Origin of the sequence: Ramlibacter cellulosilyticus (assembly GCF_014297465.1) — a bacterium.
In the GTDB taxonomy this organism is placed as follows: domain Bacteria; phylum Pseudomonadota; class Gammaproteobacteria; order Burkholderiales; family Burkholderiaceae_C; genus Ramlibacter; species Ramlibacter cellulosilyticus.
Genome location: NZ_JACORT010000007.1, coordinates 113,775 through 129,519, shown reverse-complemented (window position 1 = coordinate 129,519; position 15,745 = coordinate 113,775). Strand labels below are relative to the sequence as shown.

The following is a 15,745-nucleotide window of genomic DNA, read 5'->3' as shown; positions in this document are numbered from 1 at the left end:
GCGTGCCGAAACGAACCGCAGCACTTTCCTGAGCCCGGCGATCCCCACGTCCGAACGCGCAACGAATCGCCGGGCACTCCAAGCGCCCACCCGCTCCGCCTGCGCGCGCCCGTCGCGCCGGCGCCGATCCGCAACTGGAGTGTGTTCATGCAGACCCTGGCACCGCGCGCGCCCGCGCGCACCCTCACCCCCCACGACCTCGCCCACCTGACGCGCCTGCTCGCGGAAGAGGGCACGGCGCACGCCGGCAAGGAGGACATCCGGCGTGCCCTCGACGAGAGCCGCCTCGCGCCCGCGGGCGCGGTGGCACCGGGGCTCGTGACGCTGGACGCACAGGTCTTCCTCGTCGCCGGCCCGCAGGAGCAGTTCTGCCGGATCACGCTGGTGCTTCCGCCCGATGCGGACCCGGCCCGCGGCCGCGTCTCGGTGCTGTCGCCGCTCGGCTCCGCGCTGCTGGGACGCAGCACGGGCGAGACGGCTACCTGGCGTTCGTTCGGGCGCGTGCACGCCGCCCGCATCGTGGCGGTGCTCGCGCCGTTGCCGGCGAAGGGCCCGGACGAGGCGACTAGATGATGCCTTGCGCGATCATCGCGTCGGCCACCTTGACGAAGCCCGCGATGTTGGCGCCCCGCACGTAGCTGACGGTGCCGTCGGGGCGCGCGCCATGCTGCACGCACGCCGCGTGGATGCCCTGCATGATGGTGAGCAGGCGCGCGTCCACTTCCTCGCGCGGCCAGGAAAGGCGCATCGCGTTCTGGCTCATCTCCAGGCCGGAGGTGGCCACGCCGCCGGCGTTGCTCGCCTTGCCCGGCGCGTACAGCACGCGCGCTTCCTCGAGGACGTGCACGGCCGCCAGCGTCGCGGGCATGTTGGCGCCTTCGGCCACGCATTGCACGCCGTTGGCGACCAGCGTGCGCGCGTCCTGCTCGTCCAGCTCGTTCTGCGTGGCGCAGGGCAGGGCGACGTCGGCCGGGATCTTCCAGGGGTTGCGTCCGGGCAGGAACTCCGCCCCCGTGCGCTGCGCGTAGTCGCTCACGCGCCCGTACAGGTGGTTCTTCACCTCCATCAGTTCCGCGAGCTTGGCGGGGGTGAAGCCCTGCGCGTCGTGCACCGTGCCGCTGGAGTCGGAGACGCTCACCACCTTCGCGCCGAGCGCCATCGCCTTTTCCACGGCGTACTGCGCCACGTTGCCGGAGCCGGAGACCGTCACGCGCATGCCTTCGAGCGACTTGCCGGCGCGGCGCAGCATCTCCTGCGCGAAGTACACGGTGCCGTAGCCGGTGGCTTCGGGGCGCATCAGCGAGCCGCCGAACGACAGGCCCTTGCCGGTGAACACGCAGTCGGCGCGGTTGCTCAGCTTCTTCATCATGCCGGCCATGTAGCCGACCTCGCGCGCGCCCACGCCGATGTCACCCGCGGGCACGTCGGTGTCGCCGCCGATGTGGCGGAACAGCTCCGTCATGAACGCCTGGCAGAAGCGCATCACTTCGCCGGGGCTGCGCCCCTTCGGATCGAAGTCCGAGCCGCCCTTGCCGCCGCCCATGGGCAGCGTGGTGAGCGCGTTCTTGAGGGTCTGCTCGAAGGCGAGGAACTTCAGGATCGAGGGGCTCACCGAGGGGTGGAAGCGCATGCCGCCCTTGTACGGCCCGATGGCCGAACTGTGCTGCACGCGGTAGCCGCGGTTGACCTGCACCTGCCCCTGGTCGTCGACCCAGCACACGCGGAACTGGATGATCCGCTCGGCTTCGACGAGGCGGTCGAGCAGGCCGTGCTCCGCATAGCGCGGATGTTCCGAGATGAACGGCCAGAGGCTGTCGATCACCTCGGTCACGGCCTGGACATACTCGGGCTGCCCGGGGTTGCGGGCGGCCACCTGGGCCAGGAACTCGGTGCTGGTCTTGTATTTCATGCGGGTTGCAGGAGCGGATGCGTGGGTGGAAACGCCGGCTCGCGGACGAGTTCGGCGAAGTAGGTGGGCAAGGCGAACAGGGCGCCGTGCACCTGCGCATTGTAGAAACGCAGGTCGGCGATGCCCCGGGCGTCGAGCCGGGCGCCGACGGCGGCCGCATCCAGTTGCGCCGGCCGGGCGTGCTGCGAGGCGATGGCGAACCCCCAGTACGCCCCGTACAGCGGCACGTGCAGGCCGAAGGCGTCCACGTTCGCGAAGACGCTGCGCAGCGTCGCGGCGAGGCCGCGCACCTGCTCCTGCTCGTGGAACGGCGCGCCGAGGTGCAGCACGACCATCCCGCCATGCCGCAGCAGCGAACGCAGTTGCCGCAGGAAGCGTTCCGTGTAGAGCGGGCCCGCGGGCGTCTCGGGATCGGTGAGGTCCAGCAGCACCAGGTCGTAGCGTTCGTGCGTGCCGCGCACGAACGCGGCACCGTCCTCGCACAGCACGCGCACGCGCGGGTCGTCGAGCGCGCCGCGGTGGATGGACGCCAGGTGCTCGCGCGCGACCGCCACCACTTCCGCGTCGATGTCCACCAGCGTCACCTGTTCCACCGCGGGGTGCTTCAGCACCTCCTCCGCGGCACCGCCGTCGCCGCCACCGAGGATCAGGACCTTCGCGGGCGCGGGATGCGCGATGGCCGCGGGGTGGACGAGCGCCTCGTGGTAGAAGAATTCGTCGGCTTCCGAGGTCATGAAGCGGCCGTCGAGGCGCAAGGTGCGACCGAGCTGCGGCGACTCGAACAGCTCCAGGTGCTGGAAGCGCGTGTGCCGCGAAAGCAGCCGGCGGTCGAAGCGGAAGCCGTACACGCTGCCGGCGTCCAGGGGTTCGAGCACGAGCGCCTCGGCGTCGCGCGGCGTGTCGCCCGCGGCGCGGTCGATGCGCTCGCGCTGCGCGCGCACCGGCGCGAAGGCCGCGAGCAGCGCCGACATCACCGCTTCCGCGCGGGGCGAGTTGTCCTCGCTGAAGTTGCACACGTAGACGTCGAGCGTCACGCCGGCGCGCTCCGGCCAGGTGTGCACGGCGAGGTGCGATTCGGCCAGCAGCAGCATGCCGGTGACGCCGCCGGGCTCGCCCTGGTACGAGGGGAACTTGTGCCAGTGCTCGCCGACGACGGTAAGGCCCGCTTCGCGCGTGGCATGGCGGCAGAGGTCGGCCAGCCAGGCCGCGCTGGTGAGCAGGGCGGGCGGGCAGCGGCAATCGAACAGGTCGGCGGTGAGGTGCAGTCCTTGCATCCGGGCACTCCATCGTTGGCGGGCCGCAGGGGCCCGCAGATGCGCGGGGCGGTTGCCCGGCGGTCGATGGTCAGCGCTGAATGGGGAAGGAAGGAGGGACCGCCGGGCTCAGGAATCTGCTGGCGTGCCTCGATGGTCCGCAGGCAGCAGCATGCCGGCCGCGATCGGCGGCAGCACGGGTGCGTGGCGGAGGGATGGAATCACGCGCGTAGTGTAGGCCACGCACCGCGCTGGCTCATGGATGACCCGACGATCCTTGCCAGAATGGCGCGGCCGTTTCGCCTGCCCGACGCGGTTGCCTATACTCCCGCCCGCCATGGCTCGTGTCCCCGCACATCCCTGAGCCCGGCGGTCCTCCCCTTCGCCTGAAGCGCAACTTCGACCGCCGGGCCCGCATCCGCGCGATCGATTCGGCGCGCCGCTCGCCGGCGCGCGCACTGCCATGGATTTCACGAAGGATTTCGTCCGTTCGAAGAACCCCTGCACCGACGGGTTCCGGTGGTACCTGCGGCACCACCGTGACGGAAGCGACTACCAGCAGGTCCTCGACGACCTCGTGCGCGACGGGCGCGTCGAGGACGCGTGCTGGCTGCTCGAGAAGGTGGGCCCCAGCAACACGGTCCTGCGCCTGGACCACCTCGCCTGCGACGCGATCGTCCACGCCGGCAGCATCGAGGTGCGCGGCAGCATCGACGTGGGTTCGGTGCTGCGCGCCGGCGGCGCCGTGCGTTGCGGAGGCGTGGTGCGCACCGGCGGCGAGCTCGTGGCCGGCGACGACGTGCGTGCGGACGGCGGACTGAACTGCGGCGGCCCCCTGCGCGCGGCCGGCACGCTCGTCTCCGGCTGGCACGCCGTCGTCGGCGGCCGGTTGCGCGCCGGCGAAGTCAAGGTGGCGGGCAGCCTGCAGTGCGCGGGTGCGCTGGTGGCCGGCGGCCCCGCGCTGGTGAAGGGCGACCTGTCCGTCGCCGGCGACTGCACGGCCAAGGCCCTCAGCGTGCGCGGCGCGCTGGAAGTGACGGGATCGCTGCGCACGTGGCAGGGGCTGATCTGCGACGGCGACCTCGCGTGCGGCATGCACCTCGACGCGGGCTGGGGCGTGAAGTGCGGCGGCGAACTCGCCGCGGGCGGCGCGATCCGCGCGGGCGAGGGGCTGGAGGCGGCGGGCACGATCCGCGCCGGCGACGGCTACGGCGTGTTCGCGGGGCTGTGCGTGCAACGCGAGGCGTGGGAAAGCAGCGCGCGCGTGCGCGCGCGCGAGCGCCCCGCGCGGCTTCTCAGCGGGTTCTGGAGCGGCCATGCGGATTGACGTCAACCTCTCGCACCGCGACCTGGAGGCCGAACTGGCCGTGCTGCATGCGCGCATGCAGCGGCCGGCGGACGCGTTGCACGGCCTGCCCTCGATCGCGACCCATTTGCCCGACCTGGTGCTGCGGTACCGCGAGGCCGACGGCGAGTTCCACGTGTACGTGGAGGACACCGCGGCCGGCAGGCTCGCGGGCTGCACCGTCTTCAACCGCGTCTTCGAGGTGGACCGGCGCGCCGGCTGCTTCGTGCGCAGCCCGCACTCGCGCTATGCCGAGGCGTACCACCGCCGCGGCGTGGCGAGCGCCGTCTACGGGTGGGCGCTGGCCGCGGGCATGTGCCTCGTGAGCGGCCCGCGCCAGTCGCCGGGGGCACACCGCTTGTGGCTGGCGCTGGCGCGGTCGCACGAACTGGCGTTCGTGCAGGTGCGGGACAAGCGGCTGCACCTCCTGGGCTCCTGCGGACCATCGGCCTTCGAGGACCTGGACACGCGCATGCTGCTGCTCGGGGCGGGGTGGACGCTGGAGGCGTTCGTGCGCGCGACGCAGTGCGAAGTGGCGGATGTCTTGTAGGGTGGCGCGGCGACAGCCGCGGAAGGTGAGCGGAAGCGAACCCCACCGTTGTGCGCTCGTGCGCCGGCGCCGTTCGGCGAAGATGGCGAGCGACGAGGTCGCGCTCAGGGCTGGTAGCCCGACTTCTTCACCACCGGGCCCCATTGCTCCTTGTAGGCGCGCAGCATCGCCTGGCTCTGCGCGCGCGTGGCGCTCACGGGCGTGAGCCTCGCGGCGTTGAACTTGCGCTGCGTGTCGGGGTCGTCCATCACTTCCTTGATCGCGCGTGCCAGGCGGTCCACCTCGGTGGCAGGCATGGACGACGGTGCGAAGAACGCATTCCACCCGGTGGCGACGATGTCCACGCCCGCTTCGCGGAAGGTGGGGATGTCCGGCGCGAAGGGTGAGCGCTTCGCGCCGGACACGGCGAGGATGCGCAACTTGCCGCCTTCGTGCTGGGGCAGCACGGTTTCGAAGGTGTCGATCGAGACCGGGATCTGCCCGCCGATCAGGTCGGTCGTGAGCGGGCCCGAGCCCTTGTAGCCGACGACTTGAGCCTTGACGTTCGCGCGCTCGCCCAGCATCAGCGCGAAGAAGTGCGGCAGGCTGCCGGTGGCGGGGACGCCGAGGTTGGCCTTTTCGGGATTCGCGCGCAGCCACGCGACGAGGTGCGACAGTTCCTTCACCGGCACCGCAGTCGATACGCTGATCGCGAAGTCGTAGTTGTTGACGTGCGAGACCATCGTGTAGTCGCGCCCGGCGTCGTAGCCGTTGTCCTTGAACACGAGCGGGGCGACCACCATCACGGCAGGATTGGCGATCATCAGCACAGCCTGGTCGGCGGGTGTGGTCTTCAGCTGCTGCGCCGCGAGCCGGCCGCCGGCACCGGGCTTGTTCTCCACGATGACGGTCCGGCCCAGCTTGCCTTCCAGCTTCTCGGCGACGAGGCGCGCGACCCGATCGGTCGAGCCGCCGGGCGCGTAGCCGGACACGAGGCGGAGGGGGGCGTTGCCCTGGGCATGGCCTGCGGCGGCGATGCCCGTCGCGGCCGTGGCGACCAGGAACTTGCGGCGGGAAAGCGGAGCACGTTGCTGCATGGGGAGCCTCCTGCCCGCACCATACCCCAGCTTCCCGGCCCGCGGCTCAGTCGCGCATCTCTTCCTTCCATACCGCATCGAACGCATCGCAGAACGCTTCCTGCACCAGCGACGGCGGGCGGTAGCGGTTGCGCAGCACGGCCACCGGCAGGCGCTCGCGCGTCTGGAACGGGCGGACGGCGAGGTGCGTGAAGGTCGGTCCCGCAACCGCGGCACGATCGACCACCGCGACGCCCACGCCCGCCTGCGCCTGCCAGCACGCGCTGGTGGCGGAGCGCACGTGGAAGTTGACTTCCAGGGTCCCCGCTTCCTTGCCGTACGCGCGCAGCAGCGCCTGGCCGTACGGCGTGTCCGGTGGCGAGCCGATGACGCGCTCGCCCACGAGGTCCGCGGTCGTGACGGTGCGCTTCTTCGCCAGCCGGTGCCCGGGCGGCGCCACGCACGCGAAGCCGCAGTGGTAGCCGCGCACGCGCACGAGGTTGGGATGCTCGTTGGGCAGCAGCGCGACCGCGACGTCGGCGGACTGCTCGAGCAGCGCGTCGACCAGGATGGGCGCGATGAGGATCTCCATGCGCGCCTGCAGCCCGGGGAAGCGCTCGGCCAGCAGCGCCAGGGCGCGCGGCACGAGGAAGGGCGCGAGGCTGGCGGAGACGGCCACGCGCAAGGTGCCGCTGCGCGGCGACGAGAGCGTGCGCGCCGCATCGCGCACCCGCTCCACGCCGCGCCACAGCGCCTCCACCTCGGCGTGCAGCGCCTGGCCTTCGGGCGTGGGCACCAGGCGGCCCTTCACGCGTTCGAAGAGCGCGAACCCCAGCTGCCGCTGTGCCTGCGCCAGCACCTTGCTCACCGCCGGCTGCGACACGTGCAGCAGCTCCGCGGCCCCGCCCACGCCGCCTGTGAGCATCACGGCACGGAACACTTCCATCTGGCGCAGGTTCATGGTCATGGCGGGAACATAACCGATGGTTAAGTGCTGCCCAACTCTTTTCATTTGACGCAGCGCTCCGCCGCCGGGACCATGCGGGAAACAGGAGACAAGCATGCATAACCTTCCCCACGACCGCACGCGGCGCCACCTGCTGCTCGCCGCGCTCGCCGGCGCCGCCCTCCCCGCCTTCGCGCAGGGCCAGAAGTTCCCCACCCGGCCCGTGAAGCTCGTGCTGCCGCAGCCCCCCGGCGGCGCGGCCGACCGGCTCGCGCGCATGCTCGGCGACCGCCTCGAGGCGCACTGGAAGCAGCCCGTCGTGCTGGAGAACAAGCCGGGCGGCGGCGTCGTGATCGGCACGCAGGCCGTGGTGCGCGCGCCGGCGGACGGCTACACCATCGGCCTGCTGGGGAGCTCGCTGAGCATCAACGCGGTGCAGCGCAAGGACCTGCCTTACGAGGTGAAGGACCTGCAGCCGCTCGCGCGCGTCGGCTACTACACGGTGGCGCTGGTGGCCGCGGCCAACTTCCCGGCGAACGACATCAAGGAACTCATCGCGCTGGCGAAGGGCAAGCCGGCGAACAGCATCTCCTTCGGCTCCAACGGCATCGGCACCTCGGCGCACGTGGCCGGCGAGATGCTGAACCACATGGCCGGCATCGAGCTGCAGCACGTGCCGTACAACGGCGCGGCCAAGATGTACACGGACATCGTGGGCGGCGTGCTGCCCATGGGCTTCTCGGTCGTCAGCTCCGCCGAGCAGTTCATCAAGGCGGGGCAGATGAAGGTGCTGGGCGTCACCAGCGCGCAGCGCAGCCCGCTGTACCCGCAGTGGCCCGCGATCGCGGAGACGCTGCCCGGCTTCGAGGCGGTGAACTGGGCCGGCTTCTGCGGCCCCGCGGGCATGCCGCGCGACGTCACGCAGCAGGTGGGCGAGGACATCCTGGCCGTGCTGAAGGCGCCGGACATCGGCAAGGCACTGGCCGCCATGGGCATCGAGGTCGCGCCGCAAGGCCCGGCGGAGTTCGCCGCGTTCATCCAGAGCGAGATGAAGCGCTTCGCGGTGCTGGTGAAGCCGCTCGCGGCGCAGAAGTGAGGGCGTGGCCGTGAGTTCGACCTACCAGTTCTCCCGCAGCATCCCTTCGGATGCACCTTACGACCTCGTCGTGGCCGGCGGCGGCCCCGCCGGGACGGCCGCTGCCGTGTGCGCGGCCCGCCTCGGCCTGAAGGTCCTGCTGGCGGAAGCCACGGGCTGCCTCGGTGGCATGGGAACGAGCGGCCTCGTGGCCTCGTTCGGCCCGGTGTCCGACGGCGAACGCATGCTGGTCGGCGGCTTCATGAAGGAGCTGCTGGCCACCATGTGGGAGCGGAAGGCCTTCGGCCCGCAGGTCACGCCCGACTACCTGGACCGGCAGCTCAATCGCTGGGTGCCGTTCAACCCGGAGCACCTGAAGCGCATCCTCGACGAGTTCACCGTGCAGGCTGGCGTGGAGGTGCGCTTCTTCACCCGCGTGGTGGAAGCGGACATGCACGGCCGCCGCGTCAATGGCGTGGTCGTGAGCAACGTGGAAGGCCTGCGCTACGTGCCGGCGAAGGCGTTCATCGACGCGACCGGCGATGCGGCGCTGGCGGCGTTGACGGGCGCCGAATGCAAGGTGGTGCTGCGCGACACCGAGACCGTCGCGCCCAGCACGCTCTGTTCGCTGCTCGCCGGCATGAACTGGAACGATCCCGCCTACGCCGGCAACGGCATCGACGCGATCAAGGCCCGCGTGCGCAGCGAGTGGGTGCCGAAGGCCATCGACGACGGCTTCTTCACGCAGGAAGACCGCTTCTTCCCCGGCATGAACCGCGTCGGGCCGCAGGGCGCGACGCTGAACGCGGGCCACGTGTTCAACCTCAACCCGCTGTCGGTGCGCAGCCTGTCGGACGGCATGGTGTTCGGCCGCAAGCTGGCGGTGGAGTACACCGAGTTCTACCGCAAGTACGTGCCGGGCTGCGAGCAGGTGGAACTGCTCACGACGGCGCCGGTGATGGGCGTGCGCGATTCGCGGCGGATCGTCGGCGAGTTCGAGCTGGGAATCGACGACTTCCTGGCGCGGCGCCAGTTTCCCGACCAGGTCGCCGTCTACAACCGGCCGACCGACGTCCACCCGAGCGATACGAGCAAGAAGGAATACGAGCGCTTCCTGAAGGACTTCCACGGCAAGGACAACCTGGGCCGCGGGGAAAGCGTGGGCATCCCGTACAGCATCCTCGTGCCGCGCGGTTCGGAGAACCTGTGGGTGGCGGGGCGCTGCCATTCGAGCGAGACGAAGGTGCACGGGTCGATCCGTGCGCAGTCGGCGGCGTACATGATGGGGCAGGCGGTCGGCACGGCCGCGGCGCAGGCGATCGCGACGGGGCAGCCGGCGAACGACCTCGATACGCGGGCGCTGGTGGAGACCTTGCGGGCGAATGGCGCGTACTTGCCGCAGCGCGAACTGGTGCGCTCCATGACGCGGGAGTGAGAGGTTGTAGGGTGGCCGGCGGCCCCGCCGGGAAGGTGAGCGCGAGCGAACCCCACCGTGCGGCACCGGCACTCCGCGGCTGGGGCCACGGAGGAGCCCAGTCTTCTTTGGCCTTCCTTCAGCCTTCCCTTCCACAATGCCGGCCATGAAGATCGCCCAGAGCACGCCCGCGGGAGAGTCCATCGCCGAAGTCGTGGCCGATGCGTATGCGTTCGGCCCCGTCACGCGCAGCGTGCTGTACCGCCGCGGCTTCAACCACGTCTACGGCCTCACGTTCGCGGACGGCCGCCGTGCCGTGGCGCGGCTGCACGCGGAGCGGCCACGCGGCGCACCCAACGCGGAGTACGAGGCCGCCTTGCTCGCGCACCTGCAGCGCGCGGAGGTCTCCGTGGCCGCCTGCCTGCCCGCGCGGGACGGCGCCGTGGCGGTGCCCTTGCAGCTGCCCGAAGGCACGCGGCTGCTGATGCTCTTCGAGCACCTCGAAGGCGAACCGCCCGGGGAGGTCGCCGCCGACGTGGAGATCACGGGTCGCGACCTCGCGCGGCTGCATGCGGCGGGCGACAGCTACGAAGGCCCCGCGAGCCGTTATGTGCTCGAACGCGATCACCTGCTGCTGCGCCCCTTGCGCACGCTGTGGGCCGCGCCGACGATGACCGATGCCTTGCGCACCGCATTCGACACGTCGCGCAGCGGCTCGCCGACCGCGTGGGCGCGATGCCCGGCCTCTCGCGCGTGCACTGCCACGGCGATTGCCACGGCAGCAACAACTTCATGCGCGACGGCCCTGGCGGGCGCGTCGCTTCCTTCTTCGACTTCGACGAGGCGGGGCCGGGCTACCTGGCGTACGAACTGTCCGTGTACCTCTGGGCCATGCTGCCGCGCAAGCCCGGCGGCACGCTGGACGCCGACGCGCTGGAGCGCTGGCGCCGCTACCTCGCGGGCTACCGTGCGGCGCGGGCGGTTCCCGAAGCCGACCTGGAGGCCATCCCGCCCTTCATCGCCGTGCGGCAGTTCTGGCTCATGGGCGAATACGCAGGCCGCGCGAGCGTGTGGGGCACCGAGTCCATCCCGACCAGCTGGTTGCGCAAGCAGGTCGACCTGCTGCAGTCGTGGGAGACGATGGCCGTTCCGGCCTGAAGGCGCGCGGCGCGAGAATGCTCCCGGGGCGCGCAGCGCGCCCATCGTTGCCGCGGAGGGACTTCATGGAAGACGTTCAGGACGGAGCATCGCCGGCGGTCGTGCGGCCCAGGCTGCTGGTGCTGGCGGCGGGCGAACTGCGGCTGGTGCTGGCGCCGGACGCGGGCGGCTCCATCGCCGCCTTCACGCGCCAGTGGCGCGAAGGGTCGCGGCTGCGCGAGCTGCACTGGCTGCGACCCGCCAGCGCGAGCGGCCTGGCCGCGGCCAACCCGCTGGAAATGGCGAGCTTCCCGCTCGTGCCCTTCTGCAATCGCATCCGCGACGGCCGCGCGTCCTTCGGCGGGCGCGAGATCCGCATGCCGCGCAACCATCCGGGCGACACCGCGGGGCATCCCTTGCACGGCATCGGCTGGCTCCTGCCGTGGGAGCTGGCGTCGGCGGCGCCGGCGGAGGCCGTGCTCGCCTTGCGCGTGCCCGCCGACGCGGCGTGGCCCTGGTCCTTCTCCGCGCGCCAGCACTTCACGCTGCACGAGCGCGCCCTGCAGGTGACGATGACGGTGCGCAACGAGGACACCGCCGTGATGCCGCTCGGCATCGGCCACCATCCTTACTTCCCGCACCACCCCGGCACGCGGCTGCGCAGTCCCGCGGCTGCGATGTGGCAGGCGGACGCGGAAGTGATGCCGACGCGCCTCGACACCGGCGGCCCCGTGCCTGCCCTGCGCGAAGGCGTCGAACTGTCCCGGCTGGACCTGGACAACAACTTCACCGGCTGGGAGCGCTCGGCCCGCATCGACTGGCCCGCGGACGCGCACGGACCGCGGCGCTGCCTCGTGATGGAAGCGGAGCCGCCGCTGGACCATTTCGTCCTCTACTGCCCGCGCGGGCAGGACCACTTCTGCGCGGAACCGGTCGGCCAGTGCACCGACTGGCTCAACCTCCTGCCGCGGCACGGGCGCGATGCGCTCGGCGGCGCGGAGCTCGCGCCGGGCGAGACGCTGTCCGTGCGCTTCGTCCTGCGACCGGACTGGGACGGCGCCGGGGGCGCTTGAAACACGGACAACGGAGTGTTTCGGCGCGGTGCGCGGGCGGCCCGCGGCCGCAGAATGCGCCTTCCCAGGGAGGATCCCCGATGGAGCAGGGCAAAGCCCCTCCGCGCGTGCGCAGGAGCCGGCGCTTCATCAGCCAGTTCGCCGAACTCGAGTCGGGCGTGAAGCGCCGCCGCGGGCTGCGCGCGCTCGTCGTGGTGCTGCTCGCGGCGGCGCTGGCGCTCGCCCTCTACGACATGCTCGTCCGATGAACGGTCCGAAAAGCCTAGTGGTTAACCCCCGCGATTGCCAAATCCTGCACGGCCGCGGCGGCTGGAGACCGTCCGGCGTTGACGGCTGAGCTTACAGCTTGCAAAACACTGCACATCTTCGTTTCGTTGGGGTGTGCAGACATGAACCAGGTCCAGCAAGGAACGCGGCGCGCCGCGTCCGCCGTCGCCGCGATCCTCGCGGCGCTCTCCGTGGCCTCCTGTGGAGGCGGCGACCCGTACACCGGCCTCTGGCAGGGCACCGTGGACGGCAACCGCGCCGCCAGCGCCATCGTCCTCGGCGACGGCACCTACTACCTGAAGTACGCGCCGTCCGCGTCCTCGCCCGGCGGCCTCGTCCGGGGGACGGGGGAGTTCCGCGGCGCCACGTTCACGTCCACGGACGGCATCGACTTCCGCTTCGCCTACCCGCCGCAGGCGCCGGCCACGGCACGCATCACGGGCAAGCTGGGCGGGCACCAGACCGTGAGCGGCAAGATCAACGCGGCGCCTTTCAGCCTCACCTACGTCAAGCCCTTCGACCCGGATGCGCGCCTCGCCGACCTCGCCGGTTCGTATCCGGGCGAAGTGACTTTCTCGCTCGGCCTGCGCCAGACGACTTTCGACGTCACCGCGGACGGCAAGCTGAGCACCGTGCTGAACGGCTGCACGATCACGGGCCAGGTGGTGCCGCGCAACGACGACGCCTTCGACCTCACGATCCAGTTCGCGGGCTCGCCCTGCGTCTTCCCCGGCGCGGTGTTCCGGGGCGCGGCCCTCTACAGCCACGACCTGCAGCAACTCGATGCCGCGGTGGTCAACGCGAGCTTCGGCCAGGCGATCACCTTCACGGCGAGCAGGAAGCAGCCCTGACGGGCGCGGCGCGCACCGCGCGCGCGCGAAAGCTGCGAAGCTCCGTGTTCCCGCATCGCAAGGAACACGCAACCATGACGGACGGCATCACCAGGCTGGAAGAGCACCGCTGCCACGACGGCGTGCAGGGCTTCTACGAACATGCATCCGCCGTCGTCGGGCTGCCGATGCGCTTCGGCGTGTACGTGCCGCCCCAGGCGGCGAACGGGACGGTGCCCGTGCTGTATTGCCTGGCGGGGCTCACGTGCAACGAGCAGACCTTCGCCATCAAGGCCGGCGCGCAGCAGCACGCGGCCGCGCACGGCCTCGTGCTCGTCACGCCCGACACCAGCCCGCGCGGCACCGGCATCGCCGAAGCCGACGCGGACTGGGATTTCGGCAGCGGCGCCGGCTTCTACCTCGACGCCACGCGGTCACCGTACGCGGCGCACTGGCGCATGGAAAGCTGGCTGCTGCAGGAGCTGCCGCAGGTGCTCGCGCGCCACTTCCCCGTGCGGCAGGACCGCGCCGGCATCCTCGGCCACTCCATGGGCGGTCACGGCGCGCTGACGCTCGCGCTGCGGCATCCGGACCGCTTCCGCAGCGTGTCGGCCTTCGCCCCGATTTCCGCGCCGGGCGAAGTTCCGTGGGGACAGAAAGCGTTCCGCGGCTACCTGGGCGAGGACCAGGCGGCCTGGGCGCGGCACGACGCCGTGCGGCTCATCGAGCAGGGCGCGCGCGTGCCGCCGCTGCTGGTCGACCAGGGCCTGGACGACCAGTTCCTCGCCACGCAGCTGAAGCCCGAGCGCCTGGAACAAGCGTGCGCCGCGGCCGGGCAGCCGCTGGAGCTGCGCCGCCATCCCGGCTACGACCACGGCTACTTCTTCATCCAGAGCTTCGTGGCGGACCACCTGGCGCATCACGCGGCGCTGCTGCGGGCGTGAACGTCGCGTCCTGGGAGGGTGGCGCGGCGCAGCCGCGGACGGTGAGCGACGGCGAACCCCACCGAACGGCGCCTACCGACGCAGCGTCGCCACCAGTCGCGCATTGATCGCGGACGCGCGCGCGATCGCACGCGCGAACGCGTCCGCGCTGCCGGCGGCCGCCATGTTGCCCGCTCCCGCGAGCACCTTCAGGAACTCCGGTTGCGCGAGCACGCGTCCGCAGGCCGCATTGACCCGCTCCACCGCATCCCGCGGCGTGCCTTCCGGCGCGAACAGCCCGAACAGCGAACTCAGGTTCGCATCGGGGCAGCCCAGCTCGGCGAACGTGGGCAGCGCCGGCAGCAGCCGCGAGCGCTGCGGCGCACCGAGCGCCAGCGGGGTGAGCCGGCCCGTGCGCACGTAATCGAGCTGCAGCGGCGCGAGGTTCGTCGAGAGCAGCTCGAAGCGGCCCGCGAGCGCGTCCTGCAGTTGCGGGCCGCCGCCCGTGTACGGGATGTGCACCAGCGACAGCTGCAGCTGCCGCCGCACCTGCTCCAGCGCGAGGTGCCCGATGGTGGCCACGCCGGAGGTGGCCCAGCGCAGCGCCTCGCCGTCGCCGCGCGCGATCTTCACCATGTCCTCGAAGCTGCGCGCGGCCAGCCCGGGGGTGCCCACGAGCAGCAAGGGCGTGTGCATCACGCCGCTCACCGGCACCACGCGCGGCGCCGGCGTGCCGAAGTGCGGCGACAGCGCGAGCGGGCTGATGGCGGCAAAGCCCAGCGTGCGCCCGTCCGGGCGCGCCAGCGCGAGCTGCGCGAGTGCGAGGCCGCCGCCCGCGCCCGGGCGGTTCTCCACGACCACCGCGTGGCCCACCAGCGGCGCGAGCCGCTCCGCGAGCAGGCGCGCGACCTGGTCGCTGACGCCGCCGGGCGGATACGCCACCACGATGCGCGTGACGTCGGCAGCGCGCGCGCCGAGAGCCGGCGCGCACGCCGCCGCCGCGAGCAACTGCCGCCTGCGCATCAGCGCGCGCTCCCGCGCGGCGCGGCCTCGCGCACCAGGCGCACGAAGGATTGCAGCGGGCCGCGCAGTCCGGCCTCGCGGTAGACCAGGGTCAGCGGCGCGTCGAGGCTGCGCGCGCCGGACAGCGGGCGGTACTCGATCGCATCCGGGTGCGCGCCACGCATCGACGCCGGCACCACCGTGATGCCTTCGCCGGCGGCGACCAGGTTGAGCGCGGTCATCATGCGCGAGACTTCGTGCGCCACCGCGGGCGTGAAGCCCTGTTCCTCGCACAGCGCGAGCAGCTGCGCATAGAGGCCGGGCGCGCCCGTCTGCCGCACGAGGATGAAGCGCTCGCCCTTCAGCTGCGCGAGCGAGAGCGCGCGGCCCTTGCGCGCGAGCAGCGCGTGCCCCACGGGCAGCGCCACCAGCACCGGCTCGCGCAGCAGCGTCTCGAAGCGCAGGCCCGGCGGGCGATCGACGGGCACGCGCAGGAAGCCGCAGTGCAGGCGGCCGCCCGCCACCGCCTCGGTCAGGCCGGCGGCGTGGTCCTCGCGGATCTGCAGCGCGATGTCCGGGTATTCCTGGCGGCAGGCGCGCAGCACCTGCGGCGTGAACGCGTGCGATGCCGCCGAACTGGTGAAGCCCACCGCCAGCACGCCGGCATGGCCCGAAGCGACCGCGCGCATGCGCTCGCGCACGGCCTCGGCCTCGTTCAGCAGGCGGCGGCTGTCTTCCAGCAGCAACTGCCCGCTGTCGGTGAGCGTCACGCCCTTGGGATGCCGGTGGAAGAGGGTGGTGCCGAGGCTTTCCTCGAGCGCGCGGATCTGCTGGCTCAGCGGCGGCTGCTGCATGCCCAGGCGCTGGGCCGCGCGGGTGATGTGACCGGTCTCGGCGACGGCCACGAAGTAGCGCAGGTGCTTCAGGTCCATCGCGACCGCATATGTTTTTCGTCTGGAAAACGCG

General features: G+C 71.8%; 16 protein-coding genes. 10 read left to right on the top strand and 6 right to left on the bottom strand.

The features are described 5' to 3' along the window. Nucleotides 1-147: 147 nt before the first annotated feature. Nucleotides 148-573, top strand: a complete 426-nt coding sequence (locus H8N03_RS16705; protein WP_187077338.1) for a GreA/GreB family elongation factor — start codon at nucleotides 148-150, stop codon at nucleotides 571-573. On the opposite strand, the gene gdhA is transcribed toward H8N03_RS16705, so the two are convergent. Together gdhA and speE are read right to left on the bottom strand one after the other, a co-directional pair. Continuing rightward, entirely contained in the window at nucleotides 566-1,909 is a 1,344-nt protein-coding gene (gene gdhA / locus H8N03_RS16700) for an NADP-specific glutamate dehydrogenase (protein WP_187077337.1), read from the bottom strand. The genes H8N03_RS16705 and gdhA overlap by 8 nt on opposite strands. Continuing rightward, entirely contained in the window at nucleotides 1,906-3,183 is a 1,278-nt protein-coding gene (gene speE, locus H8N03_RS16695) for a polyamine aminopropyltransferase (RefSeq protein WP_187077336.1), read from the bottom strand. The genes gdhA and speE overlap by 4 nt, the downstream gene beginning before the upstream one ends. A gap of 442 nt (nucleotides 3,184-3,625) precedes the next feature. Between speE and H8N03_RS16690 the strand changes: the two genes are divergently transcribed. Continuing rightward, nucleotides 3,626-4,489, top strand: coding sequence for a polymer-forming cytoskeletal protein (locus H8N03_RS16690; protein ID WP_187077335.1), 864 nt, complete (start codon nucleotides 3,626-3,628; stop codon nucleotides 4,487-4,489). After that, entirely contained in the window at nucleotides 4,479-5,057 is a 579-nt protein-coding gene (locus H8N03_RS16685; protein ID WP_187077334.1) for an N-acetyltransferase, read from the top strand. The genes H8N03_RS16690 and H8N03_RS16685 overlap by 11 nt, the downstream gene beginning before the upstream one ends. A gap of 104 nt (nucleotides 5,058-5,161) precedes the next feature. Here the strand turns inward: H8N03_RS16685 and H8N03_RS16680 are convergent, their stop codons facing one another. Both H8N03_RS16680 and H8N03_RS16675 read right to left on the bottom strand, forming a co-directional pair. Then, nucleotides 5,162-6,133, bottom strand: a complete 972-nt coding sequence (locus H8N03_RS16680) for a Bug family tripartite tricarboxylate transporter substrate binding protein (RefSeq protein WP_187077333.1) — start codon at nucleotides 6,131-6,133, stop codon at nucleotides 5,162-5,164. Nucleotides 6,134-6,179: 46 nt separating this feature from the next. Next, nucleotides 6,180-7,079 carry a LysR family transcriptional regulator gene (locus H8N03_RS16675; RefSeq protein WP_255428258.1) on the bottom strand — a complete coding sequence of 300 codons (900 nt, stop codon included), beginning with the start codon at nucleotides 7,077-7,079 and terminating at the stop codon, nucleotides 6,180-6,182. 94 nt (nucleotides 7,080-7,173) lie between these two features. On the opposite strand from H8N03_RS16675, the gene H8N03_RS16670 reads away from it, so the two are divergent. From H8N03_RS16670 to fghA, 7 genes are all read left to right on the top strand, one after another. Then, nucleotides 7,174-8,154, top strand: coding sequence for a tripartite tricarboxylate transporter substrate binding protein (locus H8N03_RS16670; RefSeq protein ID WP_187077332.1), 981 nt, complete (start codon nucleotides 7,174-7,176; stop codon nucleotides 8,152-8,154). A gap of 4 nt (nucleotides 8,155-8,158) precedes the next feature. Next, entirely contained in the window at nucleotides 8,159-9,568 is a 1,410-nt protein-coding gene (locus H8N03_RS16665; RefSeq protein ID WP_354005136.1) for an FAD-dependent oxidoreductase, read from the top strand. 57 nt (nucleotides 9,569-9,625) lie between these two features. Beyond that, nucleotides 9,626-10,705, top strand: a complete 1,080-nt coding sequence (locus H8N03_RS26715) for a phosphotransferase (RefSeq protein ID WP_187077331.1) — start codon at nucleotides 9,626-9,628, stop codon at nucleotides 10,703-10,705. Between the two features lie 65 nt (nucleotides 10,706-10,770). Further along, entirely contained in the window at nucleotides 10,771-11,757 is a 987-nt protein-coding gene (locus tag H8N03_RS16655) for an aldose 1-epimerase (protein ID WP_187077330.1), read from the top strand. A gap of 80 nt (nucleotides 11,758-11,837) precedes the next feature. Continuing rightward, nucleotides 11,838-12,005: a hypothetical protein gene (locus tag H8N03_RS16650; protein WP_187077329.1), complete on the top strand. Its 168-nt coding sequence runs from the start codon at nucleotides 11,838-11,840 to the stop codon at nucleotides 12,003-12,005. Between the two features lie 141 nt (nucleotides 12,006-12,146). Further along, nucleotides 12,147-12,875, top strand: coding sequence for a hypothetical protein (locus H8N03_RS16645; protein WP_187077328.1), 729 nt, complete (start codon nucleotides 12,147-12,149; stop codon nucleotides 12,873-12,875). A gap of 74 nt (nucleotides 12,876-12,949) precedes the next feature. Continuing rightward, nucleotides 12,950-13,798 (top strand): S-formylglutathione hydrolase, encoded by an 849-nt coding sequence (gene fghA / locus H8N03_RS16640; protein ID WP_187077327.1) that lies wholly within the window; start codon nucleotides 12,950-12,952, stop codon nucleotides 13,796-13,798. Between the two features lie 72 nt (nucleotides 13,799-13,870). Here fghA and H8N03_RS16635 read toward each other — a convergent pair whose 3' ends face one another. Then, entirely contained in the window at nucleotides 13,871-14,800 is a 930-nt protein-coding gene (locus H8N03_RS16635; protein ID WP_187077326.1) for a tripartite tricarboxylate transporter substrate binding protein, read from the bottom strand. Further along, entirely contained in the window at nucleotides 14,800-15,711 is a 912-nt protein-coding gene (locus tag H8N03_RS16630) for a LysR family transcriptional regulator (RefSeq protein WP_187077325.1), read from the bottom strand. The genes H8N03_RS16635 and H8N03_RS16630 overlap by 1 nt, the downstream gene beginning before the upstream one ends. Nucleotides 15,712-15,745: the final 34 nt, after the last annotated feature.